18 protein-coding genes are annotated in these 26,523 nt (G+C 55.8%); 7 read left to right on the top strand and 11 right to left on the bottom strand.

Features of this window, described 5'->3' with window-relative positions:
• Positions 1-219: 219 nt before the first annotated feature.
• The 7 genes from ahcY (at position 220) to trxA (ending at position 14,854) form a co-directional block, all read left to right on the top strand.
• Positions 220-1,611: an adenosylhomocysteinase gene (gene ahcY / locus BM258_RS05335; protein ID WP_090069726.1), complete on the top strand. Its 1,392-nt coding sequence runs from the start codon at positions 220-222 to the stop codon at positions 1,609-1,611.
• Positions 1,612-2,143: 532 nt separating this feature from the next.
• Entirely contained in the window at positions 2,144-4,840 is a 2,697-nt protein-coding gene (locus tag BM258_RS05330) for a PAS domain-containing sensor histidine kinase (protein ID WP_175527929.1), read from the top strand.
• A gap of 202 nt (positions 4,841-5,042) precedes the next feature.
• The gene (gene tsaE, locus BM258_RS05325; RefSeq protein ID WP_090069722.1) at positions 5,043-6,674 is read left to right on the top strand and encodes a tRNA (adenosine(37)-N6)-threonylcarbamoyltransferase complex ATPase subunit type 1 TsaE; all 1,632 of its coding nucleotides are present in this window, start codon (positions 5,043-5,045) and stop codon (positions 6,672-6,674) included.
• A 135-nt stretch (positions 6,675-6,809) separates the two neighbouring features.
• A complete protein-coding gene (locus tag BM258_RS05320) occupies positions 6,810-7,553 on the top strand; it encodes a nucleotidyltransferase family protein (protein WP_090069720.1) in 744 nt (247 codons plus the stop codon).
• A 167-nt stretch (positions 7,554-7,720) separates the two neighbouring features.
• The gene (gene addB, locus BM258_RS05315; RefSeq protein ID WP_090069718.1) at positions 7,721-10,843 is read left to right on the top strand and encodes a double-strand break repair protein AddB; all 3,123 of its coding nucleotides are present in this window, start codon (positions 7,721-7,723) and stop codon (positions 10,841-10,843) included.
• A gap of 2 nt (positions 10,844-10,845) precedes the next feature.
• On the top strand, positions 10,846-14,406 hold the full coding sequence (gene addA, locus BM258_RS05310; RefSeq protein ID WP_175527928.1) for a double-strand break repair helicase AddA: 3,561 nt from the start codon (positions 10,846-10,848) through the stop codon (positions 14,404-14,406).
• 130 nt (positions 14,407-14,536) lie between these two features.
• Positions 14,537-14,854 (top strand): thioredoxin, encoded by a 318-nt coding sequence (gene trxA, locus BM258_RS05305; protein ID WP_090069714.1) that lies wholly within the window; start codon positions 14,537-14,539, stop codon positions 14,852-14,854.
• Between the two features lie 323 nt (positions 14,855-15,177).
• Here the strand turns inward: trxA and BM258_RS05300 are convergent, their stop codons facing one another.
• From BM258_RS05300 to cmk, 11 genes are all read right to left on the bottom strand, one after another.
• Positions 15,178-15,333, bottom strand: coding sequence for a DUF1127 domain-containing protein (locus BM258_RS05300; RefSeq protein WP_394704683.1), 156 nt, complete (start codon positions 15,331-15,333; stop codon positions 15,178-15,180).
• A 609-nt stretch (positions 15,334-15,942) separates the two neighbouring features.
• On the bottom strand, positions 15,943-17,253 hold the full coding sequence (locus BM258_RS05295) for a bifunctional folylpolyglutamate synthase/dihydrofolate synthase (protein ID WP_090069712.1): 1,311 nt from the start codon (positions 17,251-17,253) through the stop codon (positions 15,943-15,945).
• A 233-nt stretch (positions 17,254-17,486) separates the two neighbouring features.
• Complete coding sequence (gene accD, locus BM258_RS05290; RefSeq protein ID WP_090069710.1) at positions 17,487-18,533, bottom strand: acetyl-CoA carboxylase, carboxyltransferase subunit beta; 1,047 nt, start codon at positions 18,531-18,533, stop codon at positions 17,487-17,489.
• Positions 18,534-18,913: 380 nt separating this feature from the next.
• Positions 18,914-19,744: a tryptophan synthase subunit alpha gene (gene trpA / locus BM258_RS05285; RefSeq protein WP_090069708.1), complete on the bottom strand. Its 831-nt coding sequence runs from the start codon at positions 19,742-19,744 to the stop codon at positions 18,914-18,916.
• Positions 19,745-19,762: 18 nt separating this feature from the next.
• On the bottom strand, positions 19,763-20,995 hold the full coding sequence (gene trpB, locus BM258_RS05280; RefSeq protein WP_090069706.1) for a tryptophan synthase subunit beta: 1,233 nt from the start codon (positions 20,993-20,995) through the stop codon (positions 19,763-19,765).
• 44 nt (positions 20,996-21,039) lie between these two features.
• Entirely contained in the window at positions 21,040-21,693 is a 654-nt protein-coding gene (locus tag BM258_RS05275) for a phosphoribosylanthranilate isomerase (RefSeq protein ID WP_090069704.1), read from the bottom strand.
• A 200-nt stretch (positions 21,694-21,893) separates the two neighbouring features.
• Entirely contained in the window at positions 21,894-22,283 is a 390-nt protein-coding gene (locus BM258_RS05270) for a lipopolysaccharide assembly protein LapA domain-containing protein (RefSeq protein WP_090069702.1), read from the bottom strand.
• A 32-nt stretch (positions 22,284-22,315) separates the two neighbouring features.
• Positions 22,316-22,609: an integration host factor subunit beta gene (locus tag BM258_RS05265; protein ID WP_090069699.1), complete on the bottom strand. Its 294-nt coding sequence runs from the start codon at positions 22,607-22,609 to the stop codon at positions 22,316-22,318.
• Positions 22,610-22,693: 84 nt separating this feature from the next.
• Positions 22,694-23,659, bottom strand: a complete 966-nt coding sequence (sppA, locus tag BM258_RS05260) for a signal peptide peptidase SppA (RefSeq protein ID WP_090069697.1) — start codon at positions 23,657-23,659, stop codon at positions 22,694-22,696.
• Positions 23,660-23,839: 180 nt separating this feature from the next.
• A complete protein-coding gene (gene rpsA, locus BM258_RS05255; RefSeq protein WP_090070391.1) occupies positions 23,840-25,537 on the bottom strand; it encodes a 30S ribosomal protein S1 in 1,698 nt (565 codons plus the stop codon).
• Between the two features lie 333 nt (positions 25,538-25,870).
• Positions 25,871-26,497: a (d)CMP kinase gene (gene cmk / locus BM258_RS05250; RefSeq protein ID WP_090069694.1), complete on the bottom strand. Its 627-nt coding sequence runs from the start codon at positions 26,495-26,497 to the stop codon at positions 25,871-25,873.
• Positions 26,498-26,523 lie beyond the last annotated feature (26 nt).

Below are 26,523 nucleotides of genomic sequence, written 5' to 3'. Positions count from 1 at the left end.
AGCAAAGGGTGGTATTTTCAACAAATATTGTACGATTCAGACATTATAGATCATATAAAGAATTCTTTATATCATTATTGCTTTGCCGCGCCATGCAGGGTATAGCTGTGGCAACATCGAGCGGATCATGAAACCAATTCTGATTTTTCGCCGTAAGAAATGACACGATTGAATAGGGAGCAGGCATCATGACCCGGCTCCGGAGTTTGAGGAACCACTATGGCTGATTATGTCGTCAAAGATCTGTCCCTGGCTGATTGGGGACGCAAGGAAATAACCATTGCCGAAACCGAAATGCCCGGCCTGATGCAGACCCGCGCCGAATATGGCCCCTCCCAGCCGCTCAAGGGCGCTCGCATCACCGGTTCCCTGCATATGACCATTCAGACGGCTGTTCTGATTGAAACGCTGACGGCTCTGGGCGCCGAAGTGCGCTGGGCAACCTGCAATATCTTTTCGACCCAGGATCATGCCGCTGCGGCCATTGCAGCGACCGGCGTTCCTGTTTACGCCATCAAGGGTGAGAGCCTTGAAGAATACTGGGCCTATGTCGACCGTATTTTCGATTGGCCCGATGGCGAAGGTCCGAACCTCATTCTGGACGATGGTGGCGACGCCACCATGTATGTGCTGCTGGGTGCCAAGGTGGATGCAGGCGAAGAGATCATTCCAAATCCTGAAAATGAAGAAGAGGAAGTGGTCAAGGCCCAGATCCTGAAACGCGCCAAAGAAACACCGGGCTGGTTCACCAAAATCCGCGACGGCATCCTCGGGGTTTCCGAAGAAACCACCACAGGCGTGCATCGTCTTTATCATCTGGCAAAAGCGGGTGATCTGCCCTTCCCGGCAATCAACGTCAATGACTCGGTCACCAAATCCAAATTCGACAACCTCTATGGCTGCCGTGAATCTCTTGTTGATGGTATCAAGCGTGCAACCGACGTGATGATCTCGGGCAAGGTTGCCGTGGTTGCCGGCTTCGGCGATGTTGGCAAGGGCTCTGCCGAATCTCTGCGCTCTCAGGGTGCGCGCGTTCTCGTTACAGAAATCGACCCTATTTGTGCCCTTCAGGCTTCCATGCAGGGCTATGAAGTGGTCACCATGGAAGAAGCCGCCCCCAAGGGCGATATCTTCGTGACCACGACCGGCAACAAAGATGTCATCACCCATGATCACATGCGGGCAATGAAAGATCGTGCGATCGTTTCCAACATTGGCCATTTCGACAGCGAGATCCAGATCGGAGCGCTGCGGAACTATAAATGGCACAATGTGAAGCCGCAGGTCGATGAAGTGGAGTTCCCCGATGGCAAGCGCATCATCGTGCTGGCGGAAGGCCGCCTCGTGAACCTTGGTTGCGCCACCGGCCATCCATCGTTCGTGATGAGCGCCAGCTTCACCAACCAGACCCTTGCCCAGATCGAGTTGTTCACGAACCATGACAGCTATGGCAAGGATGTTTACGTGCTTCCAAAGGCCCTCGATGAGAAGGTCGCCATGCTGCATTTGGAGAAACTGGGCATCAAACTGACCAAGCTCAACAAGGAGCAGGCAGACTATATTGGCGTGCCTGTGGAAGGACCGTTCAAACCGGACCATTACCGCTATTAAGAGTTCCCTTAATCTTTTGTTAAGGAATGGCGGAAAACCAACAGGTTAACCCATCTGCTCGGTTAACGAGCCATCAGGCACCCTTTTCCCAATGTGAAGAGGGTGCTTTTTTTTGGCCATTTTTACACGAGGACTCTTCTGCCCGAGTCGCGGAAAGGTTAATGTAAAGTGATTCGATTTGGAACGGAGGAGGCCCCGAACCAAATCTCTTAGTGGCGTGTATCTTAGCAGTATCCAATGCGTTGGGCCTGAGGCTTCTCCCCTGTTTGCACCATTCAGGGGCCGATGGAGGAGTCTGAGTCTTTTACGGATTCTGTCCGTAGCTGACGAGAAAAAGACAGCCGAACAAGCTAGGCTGAGAATAAAGAACCGGTCATGGTGTGTTGGGCACCGCAAATGACCAATTGGGCAGATAGACTGGCTTTTGGCCGGTCCCGGATATGGACTCTCGAAAAGAAGGGCCTGTTCGGAAATTTTAAAAAAATGAATGACCGTTGAGCGGTCTTTCGAAGCGGCGGAAAGGACGAGCAAGATGCCGAAAAACGGCCTGTTCGGAGAAATAATAAGAACCCATCGTCTCGGTAGATCCAAGGCCAGTCCTTATTCATCCAAGGGCCTTTCATCGCGGGACGCATCCTCTTCCCCTTCGTTCCGCTTTTTTCTGACCCTGGTGGCCATTTCCAGCCTTTTCCCTGCCGCAGCTTTGGCGCAGGCCGAGGAGGCAGCCGCCCCTCTGTCTGATGCTGCCCAACAGAAGCTGGTGGCCGGAGAGTTGTTGCCGTCCATCCCTGCCCTTGTCGAACGCCCCACCTCTTCGCTCACGGAATCCTTTGGTGGCAACCCACTGCAATGGGAAATGCTCGGCCTTGCGCTTATTTGCGCCCTGACAATCTTTGTGCTGATTGCCGGATGGGCCGTCATGCGCGAACGGCGGCGCAGTCGCGAGCGCCTGATCAATGCCATGGAAGCGATCCAGACTTTGCAGACAAAGCTGGACCGTTCGGAAAGCCTTCTGGATGCCACAGATCAGTTGATGATCATCTGGAATGGCAATCAGGAGCAGCCTGTGGTCATCGGCAATCTGGTCAGCAATGATCATCTACTGCCCGTGGGCAACGCTATTCTCGCCTTTGGCAACTGGCTGCAGATCGACAGCGTGCAGGATATCGAAGCGGCCATCGCCAAGCTACGCGCAACGGGTCAGCGCTTTGTCCAGTCGGCTCAGACGCTGAATGGCAACCTTGTCGAATTCCGAGGTCGCACCTCTGGTGGACGGGCGCTGGTGCAACTGCGCGTTCTGGAAGGCGATGAGCATGACCGCGTTCGGCTTGAACATGAAGTGTCTCGCCATCGCAAGGAACTGGGCCGAATGAGCACCCTGCTCAACTCCATGCCGATGCCTGTCTGGTCTCGCGATGAAGACGGTCAGTTGACCTGGGCCAATGATGCCTATGTAAAGGCGGTTGATGGCGGTGATCTCGAAGCCGTTCTGGAAGACCAGTCAGAACTGCTCGACCATCGCGGACGGGAAGCTGTTTTGCAGATCCACGAACGCCGCAGTCAGACTGGTGGCGACAAAGATCTGGCCATCAAACGCCTGCCCATTATCGCTGAAGGCAAGCGCAAGATCTTCGATGTAACCGATATTTACTTGCATCCGGGCTCTGTTGGCATCGCAACGGATGTATCCGATCTGGAATCTGCCGAAAAGGCGCTTGATCGCATGCATCTGTTCTATGCCAATACGTTGGATCAACTGACCACCCCGGTGGCCATTTTTGATTCATCCCAGCAATTGCAATTCTACAACGCCGCTTACAGCAGCCAGTTCAATCTGGACCCGGCATTCCTTGACAGCAATCCCGACGAGAATGCCATTCTGGAAAAACTGCGCATCAATCGCAGCCTACCTGAACAGGCCAATTTCCATGAATGGAAGAAGAAATTCCTCTCGTCCTATCGCGATGTGGAAGCCCATGAGCATTGGTGGCATCTGCCAGATGGTCAGTCCCTGCGCGTCATTGCTGCGCCCAATCCGGATGCGGGCGTCATCTATATCTTTGAGAATGTCACCGAACGGCTGGATCTGGAAAAGCGCTATAATGCCCTTATCCGTATGCAGAGCGAAACGCTGGACCATCTCAATGACGGGGTTGTGGTGTTCGGCTCGGATGGTCGCCTGCGCATGTCCAACCCAGCCTTCAGCCGCCTTTGGGACTTTCAGGAAGACCAACTGGAAGGCGAGCCGCATGTTGCCGCCGTTCTGGAGCTGTGCCGCCGCAAATATGATTCCACCAAGGTGTGGGCCACATTGATCGGTAGCGTCGTCGGGCTGGAAGACAAACGCGAGGGCGTCATGGGGCGCATGGACTGCATCGACGGACGCTTCCTTGACTATGCCTCTATTCCGCTGCCTGATGGCGCGACCATGATGACCTTTGTCGATGTAACGGGCAATGTCACTGTCGAGAGAAGCCTGCAGGAACGCAACGAAGCGCTGCTGGCCGCCGACCAACTCAAGAACACCTTCATCCAGCATGTTTCCTACGAGCTGCGCTCGCCACTGACCAACATTATCGGCTTCACCGAACTGCTCACCAGCGAATCCTTCGGTTCGCTCAATGAGCGTCAGCGCGAATATACCGACCATATCATGACGTCCAGTTCGTCGCTGTTGGCCATCGTCAACGATATTCTCGATCTGGCGACCATTGATGCAGGCATCGTCGTGCTGGAGCTGGCAGAGGTGGATCCGGTGGATTCCATTCGCGCCGCTGCAGAAGGACTTCAGGACAGGCTGGCGGAAAAGAATATCCATCTCGATATCTCTGTTGCCGAAAGCATGGGGCAGTTCAAAGGCGATCCCAAGCGGGTGCGGCAGGTGCTCTTTAACCTGATCTCGAATGCGATTTCCTTCTCCGACCCAGAATCGTCGATTTCCATCGTGGCCGAGCGAACACCGAGCGACATCATTTTCACCGTGTCCGATCACGGCTGCGGCATGCCTGAGGAATATCTCGGTTCGGCCTTTGATCGCTTCGAGAGCCGCACGACAGAGACGAATCGCGGCGGAGCGGGCCTCGGACTATCGATTGTGAAGAGTTTTGTGGAACTGCATGGGGGTAAAGTGACGATCTCCAGCAATGAGGGAAAGGGTACGAGCGTACTCTGTAGCTTTCCCATTGACCCTCAAATAGACGCCCAATCCACGACTGCTGCTGCGGAATAACAAGCTCCGGCGGCCCTTTGCCTCGGGCGGTTAGACCCACCGCTCAAGGCGCAACAAGACGATGAGCGTCTTGCTCATGGCTCACATGCCGCAAGCGGCTTGTAGTTTTTCACCATAAGAGTCGACAAGCTCCCCATTCCTGCTATATCCAGTGCCCAGAACATGGCTTTGCATTTTCATCGCGCTGATAGCAGGGTGCCTGATGGCTGACCAAACATCCTCTTCTTTCCATAACAGCTCTGATTGGTCTTTTACCTTTGACCAGTTATCTGAGGCCGCAAGCGCAGCTCTGGCTGCGGACATTGCACCGCTGCTCACATGTGGCGATGTGCTTGCGCTGGAGGGGGATTTGGGCATGGGCAAGAGCTTTTTTGCCCGCGCCCTGCTCCGCGCACGGGCGGATGACCCGTTCATGGAAGTGCCTAGCCCGACCTTCACGCTGGTGCAGGGATATGACATTGCCTCCGGAGACCAAGAGCTGGAGCTGTTTCATTTCGATCTATACCGAATCAGCGACAGTGAAGAACTCTATGAGATCGGCTTCGAGGAAGCCTGGGAGACGGGCGCCGCCCTTGTGGAATGGCCCGACCGGGCGGATCATCTGATGCCCGCCTCGACCCTTTGGCTGTCCTTTGTTCCCTCTCAAAGCGATGATGCACGCCGGCTCACCCTTTCAGGTGATGCCCGCTGGGGTGAACGCCTCAAGCGCCTTTGTGCCAAGCGTCAGCTGCTGATTGATGCCGGTTGGGGCGATGCCTTGCGCAAGCCGATCGCTTCGGATCTGTCCCCGCGCACTTATGATCGTGTCCGGCATGCTGAAGATCTGACGGGAGAGAGCAATGAAACCGAGCCGTCAACTCAGGGCGCTCCGAGAGAACACGATAGTTCTCAAGCTGCCATCCTGATGGATATGCCCGAACGCCAGCCCGGCCCCAAGCTTGATGATGGCCGCCTTTATGATCTGGTCGCCCATCGCGTAACCCGCCTCGCCCCGATGCTCTCTATCAGCGAGGGGTTGGAAGCCATGGGGCTGCGGGTTCCTAAACGCTATGGTGTCGCGCTCGAAGAAGGTTTGATGTTGTGGGAAGACTTTGGCACCATGACCCTCGCCAAAGGACCGGAAGCGCCGGTGGAGGCGCGCTATCTGGCAACGGTCACCGCGCTGGCTGCTCTACATCAAAAGCCTTTACCCGACGCATTTGGTGGCTTTGGTGGACAACATAACCTGTCCCGCTATGACAAGGCGGCCTTCGAAGTCGAGCTGGATGTTTTTCTCGATCATTACTGGCCCCATATCCATGGCGCCCCCTGCCCTCAAGCCAAGCGGACAGCCTTCAAGGCCCTCTGGTCGCCACTGCTTGACCGGCTCGTAGAAGCGGAGCCGGTGCTCGTTTTGCGCGATGTGCAGGATCCCAACTGTTTCTGGCTGGGAGAGGCAGGGGAACAAGGTGAGGAGCGCATCGGCTTCATCGACTTTCAGGATTGCCTCATCGGTCCGAACGCCTACGACCTTGCGGCTCTTTGCATGGATGCCCGTGTTACCATTCCCGCTTCGCTTGCCGACAAGATGCTCGCGCATTACAAGACCAGCCGTGCGCTAGACGACGCCCAAAGCGCGGCTTTTGACGAAGCCTATCATCTTGCTGCCGCCCAGCGCATTTCGAAAAATCTCGGGGCCTTCGCCCGCGCGGCCAATGAGGCCGGGCGCACCACTTACCTATCCCACATCCCGCGCAGCCTTGCCTATCTGGCGCGCAGCATGGACCACCCTCTTTTGGAGACTCTACATAGCTGGTATCAGGCCGAACAGCTGATGCCGCCTTCTTCTGTCTGACGCTTTTTTGCGAAGCATTTAACCTTGTCTCCGGATTTTGCAGACAGAGACCGCATAGAATGATAACCACAGCCAAGCCCCGGTGCTTCCTGTTGCACCACCGGGGAAAATAAAGACTAAAGCACGGACGAAACCATGACCACGCTCAAACGCCCCAAAACCGGAATGATCCTCGCAGCCGGAATGGGCAAACGCATGCGACCCCTTTCTGCAATTACCCCCAAGCCCCTGATTACCGTAGGTGGCAAGGCGATCATCGACCGCCCGCTCACTGCACTCGAACGGGCCGGCGTGGATCGCACTGTTATCAACGTGCATTATCTGGCAGACTTGATCGAGGTGCATGTCAAGCAATATGACAAATTCGACATTGTCATTTCAGATGAGCGTGATGGCCTGCTGGAAACTGGCGGCGGCGTGACCAAGGCGCTGCCCCATCTGGGCAAAGAGCCTTTCTATCTGCTCAATTCAGACAGCTTCTGGATGGAAGGGTCTGTTCCCAATCTTGATCTTCTGGCCCATTACTGGATCGACGAAACCATGGACGCCCTGCTGCTGCTGGCGCCAACCGTAACGGCAGTCGGCTACAAGGGGCGCGGTGATTTTCTGCTCGACCCGCATGGCCGTTTGCGTCGCCGCAAGGCACACGAAGTCTCCCCTTATGTTTACAGCGGCGCTGCCATCATGCATCCACGCCTGTTCAAGGATGCACCAGCCGGCTCGCACTCCCTCAATACAGAATTTGACAAAGCCATTGAAAATGGCCGCCTCTACGGCCTGATCATGGATGGCACATGGATGCATGTGGGCACACCGCGCGATATCCGCAGCGCTGAGCGGGCTTTGGCCGAGAGCGCAACCGGTGGACGCCAGCTCTGATTTCGGCATCTGTCGCCTTGCGTCTTGAGGCGATCTGGCTTCAAATACCCCATACATGAATCAGTTGGCCGATACTCGTCGGCCAATTGGTTTTTGTGGCTCGCTTTCGGCCGAGCTGGCTGGTCATGAGCCTGAAATGAGCGAAGAAACCGCATGGGGAGTGTCAGATGTTCGGTGCAGCAAAAGTTTTTACCATCTCTCCTTCCTGCTCTTTTCTATCCACTCTGATCGATGCGCTGATTGATGGCCATCTGGTTGAGGGCTTCTGCGCCGAGAATCCTTCCGATCTGGGACGCGCCATTATCTATGTGCCCACACGGCGTACCGCCGATGCGCTCAAGGAAGCCTTTCTGCCCCATTTGCGAGAGCGTGGATGGCAAAGCGCTATTCTTCCCAAGATCCATGTGATCGGGGATGTAGAAGAGGATCTTCTGCCCTTCAAGGTGGCAGCCAGTGGCGGCGAGGATTTTCGGCATTTGCCAACCGCGATGGACAGCGTAGAGCGCCGCCTGACGATGACGCGGCTTGTGCATCACTGGGCCGAGACGGTGGCCCGTCAGGTTCTGGCGCTTGGGCCGGATCAGCCGTTGCATGTGTCCGGGCGCCCCACAGATGCCGCCTATCTGGCGATTGACCTTCTGGCGCTCATTGACGCTGTGCATCGCGAACGCTCCGACTGGGCTTATCTGGACAATCTGGTGCCTGAGGATTACGGCGCCTTCTGGCAGATGAGCCTTGAATTTCTCAAGATCGCCACGGCCACATGGCCTGAGCATCTCAAGGGACTTGAGCTTGTTGATCCGGTGGAGCGGCGCAACGCTGTGCTTGCTGCCGAGATCATGGCCATCGAGCAATATGACGGGCCTGTCATCGCGGCAGGCTCTACCGGCTCCATTCCCGCCACTGCCGACCTGCTGGAAGCAGTGGCACGCCACCCCAAAGGCGCGCTCATCCTGCCTGGTCTCGACAAGGATCTCGACGAGGAAAGCTGGCAGGCCATCGGCCATCTACATCCCGAGTTAGGGCAAGCCGAATCTGCCGCCGGTCATCCCCAGTTCAACCTCAAGCAAATGCTCGATCGCATGGCCCTCAAGCGCACGGATGTGATCAGCTTGGGCGCCGTATCCGCCCCACTGGCCTTAAGGGAAAAGCTGGTCAGCGAAGCCCTCCGCCCCGCCGAAACCACGGAGCATTGGCGCTCAAGCCTTGAAACCCTATCTCTTGCAGACCGCGCTGCCGCGCTTGCTGGCGTGACGATGGCCGAGGCAACCAACGAGCAGGAAGAAGCCCGCATCGCCGCGTTGGCTTTGCGCGAAGTTCTCGAGCGCCCTGACGCCCGCACCGCGTTGGTAACACCTGATCGCGCACTGGCCCGGCGTGTACTGCTTGAGCTCAAGCGCTGGGGCATCAATGTGGAAGACACCGCCGGGATGCCCCTTGCCGAGACGCCGCCAGCTTTGCTTATGCGCCTGATGATTGACTGTGTGGTCAGCGGCTTTGATCCGGTCAAGCTGCTCTCGTTGATGAAGCACCCGCTGGCCTCTTTTGGCATGCCACGGGCAGATGTACGCCGTGCGGCCCGTTTTCTGGAGTTGCGCGTTTTGCGTGGTCCGCGTCTTGGCGACGGGTTGAAGCCGCTGCTTGATGAATTTGCCCGCAAGCACGACAAAGAGCAGGAAAAACTCGGAGCCGATATTGCTCTGCCGGAGGTCTGGCAGATTGCGGCACAACTCCTCAAGCGTTTTTCAGAGGCAATCGCACCGCTGATCTCATTGATGGATGCAGAAGAGGAGCCTTCCTTTGGTGAGTGGCTGGCCGGTGTCATCTCCGCCGTTGAGGCTGTTGCCATGGACAAGAACGGACTGCCTGACCGTCTTTATGACGAAGCTGCCGGGCGCTCCATTCAGGATTTCTTCGATCGCGCCTCGCTGGCAGCGAGTATATCCTCCGATCTTTCACCTCAGGATCTGGAGCCATTTCTGGTGGCCATGATGTCTGGTGAAACGGTGCTCTCCCATGGCGAGGGCGATCCGCGCATTCAGTTGCTCGGCACGTTGGAAGCGCGACTGCTAGATGTGGATCGGGTGGTTATTGGTGGCCTCAATGAAGGGTCATGGCCCGCAGAGACCAAAACAGACGCGTGGCTATCGCGCCCGATGCGCGCGCAAATGAAGCTCGAGCCGCCTGAACGCCGGATCGGGCTCGCCGCCCATGACTTTGCACAAGCCATGGGACGCAGCGAAGTCGTGCTGATCCGTGCCCTCAAGACCGGTGGTGAACCCACCGTGCCCAGCCGTTGGCTGCAGCGCCTTGAGGCGGTTGCCGGTTCCGATGCCCGCCATGCCATGCATGAAAAGGGCGCCGAGCTGAAACGATGGGCCGAACAACTCGATGCCGCGCGCGCGCAAATCACTCTTAAACGCCCAGCCCCCTGCCCGCCGCTGGAAGCAAGGCCGCGCTCGCTTTCGGTCACAGAAATCGAGACATGGGTGCGCGACCCTTATGCCCTTTATGCCAAGCATGTGCTGGGTCTGAGAGATCTCGACCCCATCGGCTCGGCTCCGGGCGGCGCGGAAAAAGGCTCGATCATTCACGACATACTTGGCCGCTTCACGCAGGATTGGACGGGCCCCTTTGATGAAACGGCAGTTGAGTGCCTTCTGGATATGGGGCGGGAAGCCTTTGCCCAATGGGAAAATTTCCCTGATCTGTTGGCCTTCTGGTGGCCCCGCTTTGAGCGCATCGCCCGCTGGTTCATTTTGGAATGGGAGGCCGAGCGCGAGAACACAGTTGCTGGCCGCTATGCCGAGATATCAGGCCGCATCACCCTGCCGGTGCGCGGGGGAGATTTTGTGCTGCGAGGCCGTGCCGACCGACTGGACATTACCAAGGATGACCGGCTTGAGGTGATCGACTTCAAGACCGGACAGCCCCCTTCTGCCAAGCAGGTGTTGCCCGGCTTTGCGCCGCAGTTGGCACTGGAGGGCTATATGGCCAAGCTTGGCGGCTTCGAGGCCATTCCGCGCGGCATAGAAGTGGGCGATATGGTCTGGATACGCCTTTCCGGCGGTCGCAAGGCAGGCGAACGCAAGCCGGGGGTGGAGAAGGATTATGCCGCCGAGGACATTGTCGAGCTGATCGGCAAGCGCCTGTTGGCCCTGATCACCGCCTATGACGATCCAGCCAAGAGCTATCCATCACGGGCGCGGCCCATGTTCGAGCGGTTCGAAAGCCCCTATGATCATCTGGCACGCGTCAAGGAATGGTCGCAGCAAGGCGGGGAGGAATAGAGATGGCAATGCAAATCCCGCAGGAAACCAAAGACGCTCAGGCCCGCGCCTCAGACCCGGAAAATTCCGCCTGGGTAAGCGCCAATGCGGGCTCGGGCAAGACCTTCGTGCTCGCCCGCCGCGTTATCCGGCTGTTGCTGGCGGGCACCGAACCTTCCAAGATCCTGTGCCTCACCTTCACCAAGGCGGCGGCGGCGGAAATGTCGAACCGCGTGTTCAAGCTGCTGGCCGGCTGGACCGAGCTGAGCGATGACGAACTGCGCGCTGAACTCGACGAACTGGATGGCAAGCGCCCCACAGATGCCCAGTTGCAGCGGGCACGGCGCCTGTTTGCTCGCGCATTGGAAACGCCGGGCGGGCTGAAAATCCAGACCATCCATGCCTTTGCCGAACGGCTGCTGCATCAGTTTCCGCTGGAAGCCAATGTTCCGGCACATTTCGAGATTCTTGATGACCAGTTGGCAGCCGACCTTCAGGCGGCGGCGCTGGCTCATGTCATGCGGGCCGCACGACTGCAAACACGCCCACAATGGAGCGCAGCCCTGACGCTGCTGGTGGACCATATGGGCGATATGGACATCCAGAATGCGCTCATTTCTCTGGTCTATGACCGGGAAGGGTTTGGCCGCTTCATGGAAGGGGGCGAAAGCTCCGAAGCGGGTGCAGGCTCAACCGGGCTTGACGCAGCGGTTGCCAATCTCGCCCAGACGTTGGGGCTGTCCGGAACAGACAGCATCGATGCGCTGGAAGCGGATATCCCGTTCGGTCCGTTTTTCCCTGCCTCTTATCTTGGAGAGTTGGCTCCCCTGTTCGAGACCGGTGGCAAACGGGACAAGGCGCAGGCGTCCCTTATGCGGGGACTTCTTGCCCACCCACCGCTCAGTGAGCAAACTCGGCTCTGGCTTGAGCTGTTTCGCAAGAAGGATGGCGCGGCCAAGTCCCTCTCCTACACCGCGTCGAAAAAGATGCTGGAAGGCGATCTCGGCCTTGTCGACGCCATCGAGCGCGAACAGATGCGGTTGGACGCCCTGTTTGACAAACGCAATGCCCTCATCACGCTGGAGGTTAGTCGGGCGCTTTTCACCCTTGCCGAAGGGGTGATCGGCTATTATCAGCGCGCCAAGGCGGCGCGCGGGCTGATGGATTTTGAAGATCTAATCATGAAGGCTGCGCAAATGCTCCGTCCGGTGCGGGCGGCTGCATGGGTGCATTATAAGCTCGATCAGGGCATTGACCATATTCTGGTGGACGAGGCACAGGACACCAACCCTTATCAGTGGGAAATCATCCAGCGGTTGGGGGAAGAATTCTTCTCAGGAGACAGCGCCCGCGAGGTCAACCGGACCGTCTTTGCGGTAGGCGATGAAAAGCAATCCATCTATTCCTTTCAGGGAGCCGAACCGAAATGGTTCGCCTATATGCGCGATTTCTTCCGCACAAGAGCAAAGGCGGCGGACAAGCCTTTCCATGATATCAAATTGCGGCTCTCCTTCCGCTCGACCCCCCATGTGCTCAAATCGGTCGATCAGGTCTTTTCCAGCGCAGCCACCTACGAGGCACTCTCTTCTGACAAGGAACGAACCGACCATGAGCCGATCCGCGGACGTGATCCCGGTCTTGTTGAAATCTGGCCACTGCATGAGCCGATAGAGCAAGAAATGGACGAGGACTGGGCCAAGCCGCTAGACGCGCAGGGCGAAGCCGACCCACAGGTGAGGCTGGCGCAGGACATCGCCAAGACCATTCGCCATTGGCTGGAGAGCGGGCAACATCTGGAAGGCAACGGACGGAAAATTTCGGCCGGAGACGTGCTTATTCTGGTGCGCAAGCGCGGGGCTTTTGTCACTGCCGTCAACAGGGCACTCAAGGAGGCCGGCTTGCCCGTGGCAGGGGCAGACCGCCTTGCTCTGCTCGATCATATCGCGGTGCAGGATCTGCTGGCGCTGGGCGACGTGATGCTGTTGCCCGAAGATGATCTTTCCCTTGCCGCCGTGTTGCGCAGCCCTCTTTTCGGCTTATCGGACGAGCGCTTGTTCGACCTTGCTTACGAACCGGAGGGACGCCACACAAGCCTTTGGGATTGTTTGCGAAAACGCGCTGATAGCACGACATCGCAAGACGCGGATTTCGTCGAGATTTTCGCCCATCTCAGCCGCTGGCAAGGGCAGGTAGATTTCCAGCCTCCGTTTGATTTCTTCGCCCAGATTCTGGGACCGGAGGGCAAGCGCTGCGCCTTTATCGAACGCCTTGGGCCAGAGGCTGACGAGGTGATTGACGAGCTGTTGTCTCGCGCTCTGGATTTTGAGAAAAAGCAGACTCCGAACCTTCAAGCTTTCCTTGCCTCCATGCGGCAAGGCGGTGCGGAAATCAAACGCGATATGGGCGCCGCAGAAGGCCAGATCCGCGTGATGACGGTGCATGGGTCCAAGGGGCTTGAAGCACCCATCGTCTTTTTGGTGGATGGTACCGGCAAGCCCGCCAGCGCCAGCCATCATCCGCATCTGGTGGAGCTGGAAGCGGCTGACGGAGGCCCTGCCATGATGGCGTGGAAGGCGCCAGCAGCCAACCAGCCTTCCCCTGTTGCCTCTAGCCTTGGCAAGCTCGATGCGGAATCCGAGGAAGAATATTTGCGCCTGCTTTATGTGGGCATGACCCGCGCGGAGGATCGGCTTTATCTTTGCGGTTTTGCAGGCGTGCGCGGGCCAGCGGAGAATTGCTGGTATGAAGTGGCGCGACGGGCTCTCTCTGATCATCTCGAAGAAGTGCCCCATCCGGTGACCGGCGATCCCATCCATCGTTGGCATCTGGAAGGGCGCTTCCAAGAGCGGCCCGCAGACAATCCCAAGCCTCTCTCCGGCGGCAAGGAAGCGCCTGATCTGCCCGTATGGATCACGCAGCCAGCGAGCAAACCGCCCAGTCCGATGGCCTTCTTGCAGCCCTCGAAGGCCGCAGAAAAAATCGAAGGCGATCAGGGTGCCATGCAGCTTGTAGCCAGTGGTCCAAGCTGCAGTCTGGTGCATGACTGGGAGCCGCGCAGGCGGGGCACCGTCATCCATGCGCTGATCGAGCATCTGCCGCAAGTCTCTGAATCAGAAAGACAAAAGGCAGGGCTTGCTTATCTTTCTCATGTCGCCAAGGATATGCCCTTGCAGAGCCGCAAGGCAATTCTGGAAGAGGTTTTGCAGCTGTTGTCACGCCCCGAGCTGGTAGATCTGTTCAGCCCGCAGGGCCTGGCCGAGGTCTCTATTGCAGGCATGGTCGGCGTTAATGGCGAGGACCATACCGTGTCCGGCCAGATCGACCGACTATTGGTGGGCGAACAGACTGTCACCATCGTGGATTACAAGACGAATCGTCTTGTGCCTAACTCTCCAGAGGAAGCCCCCCTCGCCTACCGGACACAGATGGCCCTTTATGCCCACCTATTGGCACCGCTTTATCCGGGCAAGACTGTTGAAACTCTATTGCTGTGGACCGCGGAGCCTAGCATAATGGCGATTCCAGAGGCTCTGCGGCAATCCGCGCTCGACGAGATTGGCGTCAATCGACCTATTGCTCCTTGACGAGGGAAAGGGGAATACCTACCTTCAGGGCAACAGAACAATATTCACTTATCAATGAATATTGATAGAAACTAGCCCGAATCCGTTCGCTTGTGGAGCTCGGAAGGGGCGCATTGAAAAGAGGCAAGCTATGGCTATCGTAAATGCTACCGACGCAACATTCGCTCAGGATGTTCAGGGTGATGTTCCTGTTGTTGTTGATTTCTGGGCAGAATGGTGTGGTCCGTGCAAGATGATTGCGCCTATTCTGGAGGAAATCTCCAAGGAAAAAGCCGACAACGTCAAAATCGTCAAGGTCAATGTTGACGAAAACCCGAATACGGCCGCCCAGTATGGCGTGCGCTCCATTCCAACGCTCCTGCTCTTCAAGGGCGGTGAAGCCGTTGCCATGAAAGTGGGCGCAGCACCGAAAACCGATCTGGTCAAGTGGATCGAAACCGGCGCCTGATCACTTCGGCACAATCAAGACATAGCAAAACCCGGTCAGCAGCTCTGGCCGGGTTTTCTTTTTGCCTTTTGCCAACTTTTGCCCGAGAGCAAAAATGGCGATCCACGCACATTGGCGCTGGTTGGCACTAAATAGATCGGAAAACAGGAAGCCAGACAAACGAAAGCCCACCGGGGGAGGAGGTCCGGTGGGCTTCGTTGGAGGATCCAAAACCGGGAGGAGGAAGTTTTGGATCGGATCAGGCTTTGGGAGGAGGTAAAGCCTGAATTCTTAAGAAACTCGTGGCTTTCGCTTGGACTTTTGATCGTCAGCGAAAGACTTTTTTATTTTGCAGTAGCAGCTTCGCGTGCAATGTCGCTGATGTCTGAACGGGAGATGCCCAGGTCGTTAAGATCGCGGGTGCTCAAACGGTTCAGTTCTTCAACAGTGTCACGGTAGTTGCGCCACTGACGGTAGTTCTTCACAACAGTATTCATCATTGTCGTCATCCTTTGTTGCTATGTGGCATTAGGTGTTCAACTGCTTTTTTCCGAAAGCGTCTGATTTGTAACTCGTTTTAAAGTTCCTCATCGCTTTCTTGATTATGTATATAGAACATGGCTTCGAAATTTTCACCCCACAAGATTGCATAGCTGTCTTGACAATCATGCAATTCAGGATCATCTAAAAATATAGCTATGCATTTTTGACCGGTCTAAATATTTGTAGAAAAAATATCTATATATTTCAATGCGTTATAAACTCTTCTTTTTACTACTAAGGGATTATGTAGTTTCCACTACTCGATTCCATTGCATAGAATGCAAGGCTTGTTGGAGGGAGAAATCGGTGTTGTCGGTGCAAAATATCCCTTTACGATAGGCAAAAGGGCACTTATTTGCCCCCAGCCAGCCCTCCAAAATCAATTTATATCGATTTAAATACACAGCTCTTCGAGCTGATCGCTAGCCACTTTGCGGAGAGTTTCAGAAATTTTGGCACCAATGGCATGGCGAAAGCACACCAAAAGACAACAGGTAGGCCCGGAAAACCCCGGGCGCCCCAAATTGCCCCCTGCCGTAGCAAAACGGCAGAGCAAATTGTCACTGTTATTGTGGCAGGGTGCCGTTGGTCTTGAGAATATTGCCAGCCAGATAGAGCGAACCGGAGACCAGAATTCGCGGAGCTGGCTTCATGTTCATCAGAGTCAGGCGCTTGAAGGCCTCTTCAACCGATCCTGCCGCCGAAGCGGGAATCCCCGCCTGCTGAGCGATCTGGGCCAGATCAACCGGATCTAGCGCCGCATCATTGCCCTCGATGGGCACGGTAATGATATCTTTGGCTAGGCCCTTGAAAGGAGCGAAATAGCCCGCAGGATCTTTGGTGTTGAGCATACCGACGACCATATGCAAAGAACGCGGGGCCTTTTCTTCCAGATCTGCAAAGGCCGAAGCCACAGCCAGACCGGCGTGGGGATTGTGGCCACCATCAAGCCAAAGCTCGGACCCTTTAGGCAATTGATCGAACAGATGTCCCGAAGTCAACCGCTGCATACGTGCTGGCCAGTCAACCGAGGTTAAGCCCTTGGCAATCTGCTCATCGGTAATGCCCGGCAGAACCTGACGGACCGTAGCAATCGCCGTTCCGGCATTGAAGAGCTGGTGGCGCCCACCCAGGCGCGGCATAGGCAGATCCAGCAAACCACTCTCCCCCTGAAAAATCAGACTGCCATGCTCTTCAAAGCTCATCCAGTCCTGTCCGCCAATGGAGAGCGGCTGAGCCCCAACCTTGGCTGCCTCGGTTTCCAGAACGGCACGCACCTCTTCTTCCTGCTGCGCCCAGATAGACGGAACGCCCTTTTTCATGATCCCTGCTTTTTCCCAAGCGATGCGGGAAATCTCGGTACCGAAAAAGCCTTCATGGTCATGAGCGATCGGCGTAATCACGGTCGCTAGCGCATCCTTGATAACGTTGGTCGCATCAAAGCGGCCACCAAGGCCCACTTCCAGGATCAACAGATCGGCAGGTTGCTCAGAGAATAGAAGAAAAGCGGCAGTGGTCGTAATCTCGAAAAAGGTGATCGGCTCGCCATCGTTGGCTTTTTCGCAGCGGCGCAGAGCATCGATCAGAATTTCGTCGGAAACCAGCGTGCCCGCCAGCCGGATGCGTTCGCGAAAATGCACCAAATGCGGTGAGGTATAGACATGCACTTTCTTACCCGCAGCTTCTGCCATCGCGCGCAGGAAAGCCGAGGTCGAGCCTTTGCCATTGGTTCCGGCGATATGGATGGTTGGCGGCAAGGAAAAATGCGGATTACCCAACTCGGCCAACAGCCGCTCGATGCGCCCCACCTCCAGATCAATGCTTTTGGGATGGAGGCCAACGAGGCGTTCCAGAATGGCTTCTGTCTGTTCGGTCATTGTCTTATGTCGCTATCCAGATCGGGGAAGCCGCAAGAGAACCGGGCGTTGGCGCCAACAGCTCATTCATGCTGTCATTCCTCAAAAACAGCAGGCCACGCAGCGGTGGCCCCGAATCAAGAACATCCCGCGTTTTCCAACAACAGGATGCTCCGGTATAATATGTCGGCAGGTCTCTTGCGAACGCCCTCCGGCCCCGCTCACCCCGCCACGCCAAGCAAGGATCAGAAGGATCAATCAGCCTTCTTGTCGGTGTCTTTTGACTTTTCTTTCTTCTCCCCATCGCTGGCACCGTCTTCTGGTGCCTTTTCAGATGCGGCTTCAGGGGATGCTTCGGCGCGTCCTTCCGGATTGGCATTCGGAAGGTCAGCCATGGCCTTTTCGATGGCGACCTGTTCGGATGTCAGCTCTTCGCCAAGATCTTCTGGCACATCGGTATTGGTGAAGAAACGGCAGAGTCGCGCTATAACCTTCTTGAGGTCGTGACGATGGACAACCATGTCCACCATGCCATGATCCTTGAGATATTCGGCGCGCTGGAACCCTTCTGGCAGCTTTTCGCGGATGGTCTGCTCAATGACACGCTGACCGGCAAAGCCGATAAGAGCCCCCGGCTCGGCAATATGGATATCACCCAACATGGCATAGGATGCGGTTACCCCGCCCGTGGTCGGGTCGGTCAACACGACAATGTAGGGCAGACCAGCTTCGCGCAGCGCCTGAACGGCAATGGTTACGCGCGGCATCTGCATCAGAGACAGAATGCTCTCTTGCATGCGCGCACCGCCGGAAGCGGAAAAGAGGACGAAAGGCGTTTTGTCTTCCACGGCCTTCATCATGCCCTTAATCAGCGCTTCGCCAGCGGCCATGCCCAGAGTACCAATCATGAAATTGGGGTCCTGCACGGCGGCTGTCAGCAACAGGCCTTCCACATCGCCCTGCGCCACTTGCACAGCATCTTTGTAGCCGGTTTTGGAACGGGCTTCCTTCAGGCGATCCGAATAGCGTTTGATGTCGCGGAATTTCAGCGGATCGTCGACAACTTCAGGGGCTTCCAGAAGGCTATAGTCCGCATTGTCGAACAAATACTGGAAGCGCTGGGAAGCGTTGAGCCGCATATGGAAGTTGGAATTGGGAACAACATACTGGTTGTTTTCGAGATCCCGATGGAACACCATTTCACCGGTGACCGGATCTTTGATCCAAAGGTTTTCCGGGACATCCCGGCGATTCAAAAACGAACGAATTTTCGGTCGAACGACAGTGTTAATCCAGTTCACGAACCAATTCCTGACTTGAGCCTTAAAACAGTCTTGACGGGGCAAACCCCATATTTGCTCCCCTGTCTTACCGTATTGCAGCTGGGGATGCAATCTGATGGTTTCAAGGCCCGATATTAGTATAGGCCTTGCCACACGAGCCGCGGCCCCTTGCGCCCGGAAACAAAAATCCATGCTTTTCGTGATCTTGTCCGGGCCGGAAGCATCGGGGTCTCAGCAGTAACACTCAATTGTGGTCAGGGCACGCCCTATTTTGTCACGCACAGCTTTTTTTTGTCTCACCCTTAACAAGGTTGTGGCGATGACACGGACTGATGGCGCCGCATGAAAAAGCCCCGGACAGAGCCGGGGCTTCATCTTACTTCTGATTGTGCCAGACCTTAAGCCTTGGCGCGTTTGCAACCGTCTGCCAATCCCTTGACGATATCGGTCACGGCAGAAACAGTCTTGTCTGTCGCCTTGCCGTCAGCATCAAGGCTATCCTTGATGGCATTGACCAGTACGGATCCAACAACCACACCATCGGCATTGCGTCCAATGGCTTCGGCCTGCTCGGGGGTTTTCACGCCAAAGCCAACAGCGACCGGCAGATCGGTATGATCCTTGATGCTCTTGACGGCGATGGCCACCTTGTCGGCATCCAGTGCGCCCGTGCCCGTAATGCCGGTGACCGAGACGTAATAAACGAAGCCAGAGGTGTTTTCGAGCACCTTGGGCAGGCGCTTTTCGTCGGTAGTCGGGGTTGCCAGTCGGATGAAGTTTACCCCGGCCTCTCTAGCCGGAATGCACAATTCATCGTCATGCTCGGGCGGCACATCGACCACGATCATGCCATCCACGCCCGCTTCCTTGGCATCTTTTACGAAGGCTTTCGGGTCACGCACATAAATGGGGTTGTAATAGCCCATCAGGATGATCGGGGTTTCATTGTCTTCCTTACGGAATGCGCGCACCATGTCGAAGGTCTTGGCCATGGTGTGACCACCGGCCAGCGCCCGCTGTGTGGCCAGTTGGATGGGAACCCCTTCGGCCATCGGATCGGAAAAGGGCATGCCCAGTTCGATCACATCAACGCCTGCCTTGGGCAGAGCCTTGAAGATTTCCAGCGAGGTGTCCAGATCCGGGTCACCTGCGGTGATGAAGCCAACGAGGGCTGCGCGATTTTCGGCCTTGCAGGCAGCAAAGCGGGTATCAATGCGTGTTTTTTCCATTGCTCTTACTCCTGCATCCTATTCCGCAAGGGACCCCTTGCCGAGAAACTTGCTCACGGTATTGACATCCTTGTCGCCACGACCGGACAGGTTCACCACGATAATCTGGTCTTTGTCCATGGTCGGAGCCCGTTTGATGACTTCGGCAATGGCGTGAGAGCTCTCAAGAGCAGGAATGATCCCCTCGGTCTGGCAGAGCAGCTGGAAGGCCTCAAGGGCCTCAGTGTCGGTAGCCGAGACATACTCGACCCGGCCGCTATCCCTGAGGAAAGAATGCTCCGGCCCGATGCCCGGATAGTCCAGACCGGCGGAAATGGAATGCCCTTCCAGAATCTGGCCATCGTCATCCTGCAGTAGGTAAGTACGGTTGCCATGCAGAACGCCGGGCTTGCCCGCATTAAGAGAGGCGCAATGTTCATCGGTATCAAGACCGTAACCAGCCGCCTCGACGCCGACAATCTGCACGTCTTTGTCATCGAGGAACGGATGGAAGAGGCCGATGGCATTGGAGCCGCCACCAAGGCAGGCACAAAGCATATCCGGCAAGCGCCCTTCAGCAGCCAACATCTGCTCTTTTGTTTCCTGCCCGATGATCGACTGGAAGTCGCGCACCATGGCGGGATATGGATGCGGGCCAGCCGCCGTGCCGATGATGTAATAGGTGTCGGCCACGTTGGTAACCCAGTCGCGCAGGGCTTCGTTCATGGCATCCTTGAGGGTGCCCGCGCCTGCAGTGACGGGATGGACCACGCCGCCAAGCAGATTCATGCGGAAGACGTTCGGTGCCTGACGCTCCACGTCGGTCGCGCCCATATAGACTTCGCAAGGGAAGCCGAAGCGGGCACAGACGGTAGCCGTTGCCACGCCATGCTGCCCCGCACCTGTTTCGGCGATGATGCGGGTCTTGCCCATGCGTTTGGCCAGCAGAATCTGGCCAAGGCAGTTGTTGATCTTGTGGCTGCCGGTGTGGTTCAGCTCTTCACGCTTGAGATAGATTTTCGCGCCACCCAGATGCTCAGTCAGGCGCTCGGCGAAATAGAGCGGGCTCTGGCGGCCGACATAATCCTTATGCAGCTTGGCCAGTTCCTTGTGGAATTCGGGGTCTTCCTTGGCCTCGCGATAGGCCTTGTCCAGATCCAGAATGAGCGGCATCAGGGTTTCTGAGACGAAACGTCCCCCGTAAATGCCAAAAAAGCCGCGATCATCGGGGCCCTGGCTGACGCTGTTGGGCAGAGTGGTCGGGTCAGTCATTAGTGCTTCCTTGTTCAAAAGCTGTCCACGCCTGACCGCATTCCCTAGAGCTCTTGAGCGGCGGCCTTGGCGGCATGGACGAAATCCATGATTTTCTGCCGGTCTTTAACGCCCGGCGCGCTTTCAATGCCCGAGGAGACATCAACTCCTTGCGGGCGGGTCAGGCGAATGGCCTCGGCGACATTGTCCGGATTAAGGCCCCCTGACAGGACGAATGGTTTCTTGAGCTTGAGATTCTGTATCAGGCGCCAGTCAAAGGTGATGCCGTTGCCTCCGGGCAGATCTGTCTTCATGTCCTTGGGTGGCTTGGCGTCAAACAGCAGGATATCGCACACAGCCTCATAGGCAGGAATGGGCGCAAGATCTGCTTCGTCCCGAATGGGCAGGGCTTTCATGACAGGGCGTTTGAACCGTGCCTTGATCTCCAAGACACGCTCGGGTGTCTCGGAGCCGTGCAATTGCCAGATATCAGGATCGATCGACCGGTCGATGGCCTCAAGCTCATCGTCACTCGCATTGACAGTGAGGGCTACTATGGACGCTTTGCCGCGTACCGAACCCACCAGTTCCTTCGCTTTCCCATAATCCACATGCCTCGGGCTTTTCGGAAAGAAAACAAATCCAATCCAGTTGGCACCACATTGCAGGCCTGTTGCGATCGCCTCTGGCGTCGATAGCCCACAGATCTTTACATACATTGGGAACCCTCTTGTTGCAATGGCTTTGTCATCACCAGTTCGGGAGCTTATGGAAATCAAGCCCTTCTTGGGTCGAGGCCAAACAGAAATGCCAGCCCTTGAGGCTGGCATCAATTCTCGTCAGATCGCTTTGCGTCTATCAGTCTGGCTCGGGTCATCCGGTCAAACCAGAAAGGAACCGACCAGCACACCTGTCCGGATTACATCGCGACTTTGGTAACGGCGGTCGACCCTGCTGCTGGCAAAGCCGGAACGTCGCTCTTTGGATCAGCGGCAATCTTTTCAAGGCGCTTTTGCTGGCGATCTGCTTCGTTGCGCCACTTTTGCGCCTCATAGCGTTTCTCGCGCGCAGCTTTACGGTGGCGACCCTGTTTGAGCCATGCCATGAACCCGCCGATGAAAATTCCAATCAGCAACGCACCAAAGATCACCACATAGAGCGGCACCGTAAAATCCAGAACAGGCTGTTCAGGAGAAAACGGGTCTAAAGCCAGCTGCACAGTGTGGCGGTTTGCCACCGCCAGAGAAATGGCGATAATGGCGAATGGCACAAGAATAATGAGCTGCAAAAAGCGTTTGATTATTTTCATAATCGAAAGATATCCAGTCTTGATCGGCAGGCTTATTCGCTCCCGTCCCCATCATTGAGACGCTCGCGCATTTCCTTGCCGGTTTTGAAGAAAGGAACATATTTTTCAGCCACCGGAACCTTCTCACCGGTTCTCGGATTGCGGCCGATGCGCGCCGGCCGGTTCTTGACCGAGAAGGCGCCGAAGCCACGCAGCTCGACCCGATCACCGCGCGCCAGAGCGTCGGAAATCTCATCGAGAATGGCATTCACAATATGTTCGACATCTCTCTGATAGAGATGCGGGTTTTGTTCTGCGATATGTTGTACCAATTCGGACTTGATCATCGTCCGCTCCCCTTCATTGCTACGCTTACAGATTTGAATTCGTTATCGAGCAGATCCCAACGTAATAAAAAGCGTAAAATGCTCTTATTGTTCGTTTTTTTGAGCCTGCCAAACTGAAACCAGTCCGTCAAGTTGCACTGCGGTATTTCGTTGGTCAAATAGGTCAATAATTGGTTGAGGAAGCAGGCTGGCAGCGATCTTGCTGGCAAAGCCAAATGGAAAACTCTCGGTGATCGGTTCCGGTTTCCACTCGATCAATTGCAAATTACTATCCAGATTATGGTTTTGAATCAACCAGTTCTTCGCTTCTTCAGGACCGCCTAGCTCATCCACCAACTGCAGATCAACGGCTTGCCCACCTGTGACAATTCGGCCATCGGCCAATTCCAGTGCCCTTTGCCTGTCAAAAGGACGATTTTCCGCAACAAGGTCAACAAACCATTGGAAAGAATCATCAATCATTTTGGCGATCATCGCTTCGGCTTCGGGATTCTGTCCGGAAAACGGGTTTGGCTCTGCCTTCAGCGGGGCGCTTTTGATGCTGCGCATCTTCACGCCCACGGTATCCATCAGGCCAGTAAGATCGGTATATTGAAACAGCACACCGATGGAGCCGGTGATTGAGGTGCGCCTTGCAAAAATGCGCTCAGCGGGCAACGCGATGATGTAACCGGCGGATGCAGCCAAAGCATCCATACTGGCAACAACTGGCTTTTTCTCGCCCAGCTGCTTGAGGGCGTTGTAGATCGCTTCACCGCCCGAGGTTGCCCCGCCGGGGCTATTGATGGAAACGATGACGCCCTTGACGCTGTCGTTTTTTTCAAGCTGCCGGATTAGCTTGAGCTTGCGTTCCTGACCGATAATGGTGCCAGAAAAAACGATCTTGGCGATATGGCTTTTCTTGTGGGAGAGGCTATCTTCATCAACGACAAAGTTCAGCGATGCGGCAGCAACCAGAATGATCAGCGCCAGCACGGCCACTATGCGCCAGACCGACAATTTGCGCCGTAGCTTGCGTCGCTCGACCAAATGATCCATATCGAAAGCCATGGTTGTAATTTCCTCAAGCAGTTCCTGTTTGGTTTATCACCCGCGCAAACATATTTTGCAACGCCAATATAGCCTGCGTATCGAAAAAGAGTTTGAAAAGAAATAACAAATAAAAAATGCCGCAGGCGAGATTACCTGCGGCATCCGTTTTATTGACAAGGGCCTTTAAGGCAGAGCGACTTATTCGTCGTCGCCGCGTGCTTTAAGGGCTGCACCCAGAATATCACCGAGGGAAGCGCCAGCGTCGGAAGACCCGAACTGTGCAATGGCTTCTTTCTCTTCAGCAACTTCAAGCGCCTTGATGGAAACACCGAGTTTACGGTTTTTCTTGTCGAACTGGGTGATGCGAGCGTCAACCGTTTCACCAACCTGGAAGCGGTCGGTGCGCTGGTCAGCGCGGTCACGGGCCAGATCGGCACGACGGATGAAGGCAGTCATGTCGGAACCGACAACCTTGACTTCCAGACCGTTTTCTTTCACTTCGGTGATTTCGCAGGAGACAATTGCACCGCGTTTCATTTCACCAGAAGCGTCTTCGAACGGATCGGATTCAAGCTGCTTGATACCCAGGGAGATACGTTCTTTGTCGACATCCACATCGAGGATGACGGCTTTGACAACGTCGCCCTTGTTGAATTCTTCCAGAACCTGTTCGCCAGGACGGTTCCAGTCCAGATCGGACAGGTGAACCATGCCGTCGACTTCGCCTTCCAGACCGATGAAGAGACCGAATTCGGTCTTGTTCTTCACTTCGCCTTCGACGACGGTGCCAGCTGGATTGTTTTCTGCAAAAACAGCCCATGGGTTGTCGAGGGTCTGTTTCAGGCCCAGAGACACGCGGCGTTTTACAGGATCGACTTCCAGGATCATCACTTCTACTTCCTGAGAGGTAGAAACGATTTTGCCCGGATGAACGTTTTTCTTGGTCCAGGACATTTCGGAAACGTGGATCAGGCCTTCGATGCCTGGTTCCAGTTCGAGGAATGCACCATAGTCGGTGATGTTGGTCACACGGCCGGTGAATTTCTCGCCCACTGGGTAACGCTGCTCGATTTCAGACCATGGGTCAACTTCAAGCTGCTTCATGCCCAGAGAAATACGATGTGTTTCCTGGTTGACGCGAACGATCTGAACCTTGACCGTCTGGCCAATAGACAGAACTTCGCTCGGATGGTTGATACGACGCCATGCAATGTCGGTGACATGCAGCAGGCCGTCGATGCCGCCCAGATCCACGAATGCACCATAATCGGTGATGTTTTTGACAACACCCTCGACGGTCTGACCCTCTTTGAGGTTCTGAACCAGTTCGGTGCGCAGTTCTGCGCGGGTTTCTTCCAGAATAACACGACGGGAAACAACGATGTTGCCGCGACGTTTGTCCATTTTCAGGATCTGGAAAGGCTGTGGCGTGTGCATCAGAGGGGTCACGTCGCGAACCGGACGGATATCCACCTGAGAGCGAGGCAGGAAGGCAACGGCGCCATCCAGATCGACGGTGAAGCCGCCTTTGACCTGGTTGAAGATGGTACCAGTAACTTTTTCTTCTGCTTCGAACGCTTTTTCCAGCTTGCCCCAGCTTTCTTCGCGGCGGGCTTTGTCGCGAGACAGAACAGCTTCGCCCATCGCATTTTCGATACGCTCGAGGTAGACTTCAACCTCGGAGCCAATCTCAAGACCACCGTCTTTTGCCTGAGCACCAAACTCCTTCAGTGCTACGCGGCCTTCAACTTTCAAGCCAACATCGATGATAGCCATGTCTTTTTCGATGCCGACGACGGTCCCTTTGATAACCGCACCTTCATGAGGTGAGGTTTCGCTGAAGGACTCATCGAGAAGGGCGGCAAAATCTTCCATGGACGGATTAAGATCGCTCATAAAAACTCCTAAATAACCCCATTTTTCGGGGCTCTTCGCGCCAATTGGTTCGTGTTTCACCATGCTCTTTTCCCGACCATGTCCAACTTAAGGACAAGTCCACCCTTTGTGATAAAGGAGTGGTCCGGCGCGTATGCGGTCGGTAGGGAGCGCAATTTTGAAGGCATTCCGCAAGGATGCCCGTCAAGGTCTGAAAACAGAGAAAACTGAAAAAGCACAATCCGCCTGTAACATCCCCCAACGTAACAGACTGAAAGACATAAGAAATAACCGGAATTATGCAAGTGAGCGCATAGCAAAAAGGGCAACAATCAAAGATTGATTGCCACTCTTTTATTTTATCTGGCTTTCCTCAACAATCCTAACAGCTTGCTGGAATGCGCCTTCTATATCCAATTTTGTTGTATCAAGCAAGTGGGCATCTGCCGCAGGCACAAGGGGAGCCACAGCTCTGTTCTGGTCGCGTTCATCCCGTTTTTTCACATCAGCAAGGATCTGCGCATAGTCCGCCTGCTCGCCCTTGGCCAGAATCTCATCGGTGCGGCGCTGGGCGCGTTCTTCTGCGCTGGCGGTGACAAACAGCTTCACGTCCGCATCAGGGCAAACGACAGTGCCGATATCGCGCCCGTCCAGAATGGCCCCTCCCGGTCGGCTCGCAAAGCTGCGCTGGGCTTCCAGAAGCGCCTGACGCACGCGCGGCATCACAGCTACCTTGGAGGCTGCCTCGCCAATGGCATGGGCCGAGAGCACCGAGCGATCCAACGCCCCAAGATCCAGCCCGCGCGCGGCCGCTTCAGCCACATCTTCGTCATCAAGCGGTTTATCCGCAACAACAAGCGCATGCGCCACAGCCCGGAATGTCAGCCCCGTATCCAGATGCGGCAACTTGAAATGCTCCGCCAATCTGCGCGCCATGGTGCCTTTGCCAGAGGCTGCTGGGCCATCAATTGCGATGATCATTGGACAGTCCACTCCTTAACAGTCTT

It is taken from the genome of Cohaesibacter marisflavi, from assembly GCF_900115225.1.
Taxonomy (GTDB): domain Bacteria; phylum Pseudomonadota; class Alphaproteobacteria; order Rhizobiales; family Cohaesibacteraceae; genus Cohaesibacter; species Cohaesibacter marisflavi.
This window is presented reverse-complemented; position numbering and strand designations above follow the sequence as displayed.

What these genes read in the sequence shown, in the direction of transcription:
- ahcY (WP_090069726.1), top strand. Translation starts at nt 220, where the DNA reads ATGGCTGATTATGTCGTCAAAGATCTGTCCCTGGCTGATTGGGGACGC.
- BM258_RS05330 (WP_175527929.1), top strand. Translation starts at nt 2,144, where the DNA reads ATGCCGAAAAACGGCCTGTTCGGAGAAATAATAAGAACCCATCGTCTC.
- tsaE (WP_090069722.1), top strand. Translation starts at nt 5,043, where the DNA reads ATGGCTGACCAAACATCCTCTTCTTTCCATAACAGCTCTGATTGGTCT.
- BM258_RS05320 (WP_090069720.1), top strand. Translation starts at nt 6,810, where the DNA reads ATGACCACGCTCAAACGCCCCAAAACCGGAATGATCCTCGCAGCCGGA.
- addB (WP_090069718.1), top strand. Translation starts at nt 7,721, where the DNA reads ATGTTCGGTGCAGCAAAAGTTTTTACCATCTCTCCTTCCTGCTCTTTT.
- addA (WP_175527928.1), top strand. Translation starts at nt 10,846, where the DNA reads ATGGCAATGCAAATCCCGCAGGAAACCAAAGACGCTCAGGCCCGCGCC.
- trxA (WP_090069714.1), top strand. Translation starts at nt 14,537, where the DNA reads ATGGCTATCGTAAATGCTACCGACGCAACATTCGCTCAGGATGTTCAG.
- BM258_RS05300 (WP_394704683.1), bottom strand. Translation starts at nt 15,333, where the DNA reads ATGATGAATACTGTTGTGAAGAACTACCGTCAGTGGCGCAACTACCGT.
- BM258_RS05295 (WP_090069712.1), bottom strand. Translation starts at nt 17,253, where the DNA reads ATGACCGAACAGACAGAAGCCATTCTGGAACGCCTCGTTGGCCTCCAT.
- trpA (WP_090069708.1), bottom strand. Translation starts at nt 19,744, where the DNA reads ATGGAAAAAACACGCATTGATACCCGCTTTGCTGCCTGCAAGGCCGAA.
- trpB (WP_090069706.1), bottom strand. Translation starts at nt 20,995, where the DNA reads ATGACTGACCCGACCACTCTGCCCAACAGCGTCAGCCAGGGCCCCGAT.
- BM258_RS05275 (WP_090069704.1), bottom strand. Translation starts at nt 21,693, where the DNA reads ATGTATGTAAAGATCTGTGGGCTATCGACGCCAGAGGCGATCGCAACA.
- BM258_RS05270 (WP_090069702.1), bottom strand. Translation starts at nt 22,283, where the DNA reads ATGAAAATAATCAAACGCTTTTTGCAGCTCATTATTCTTGTGCCATTC.
- BM258_RS05265 (WP_090069699.1), bottom strand. Translation starts at nt 22,609, where the DNA reads ATGATCAAGTCCGAATTGGTACAACATATCGCAGAACAAAACCCGCAT.
- sppA (WP_090069697.1), bottom strand. Translation starts at nt 23,659, where the DNA reads ATGGCTTTCGATATGGATCATTTGGTCGAGCGACGCAAGCTACGGCGC.
- rpsA (WP_090070391.1), bottom strand. Translation starts at nt 25,537, where the DNA reads ATGAGCGATCTTAATCCGTCCATGGAAGATTTTGCCGCCCTTCTCGAT.
- cmk (WP_090069694.1), bottom strand. Translation starts at nt 26,497, where the DNA reads ATGATCATCGCAATTGATGGCCCAGCAGCCTCTGGCAAAGGCACCATG.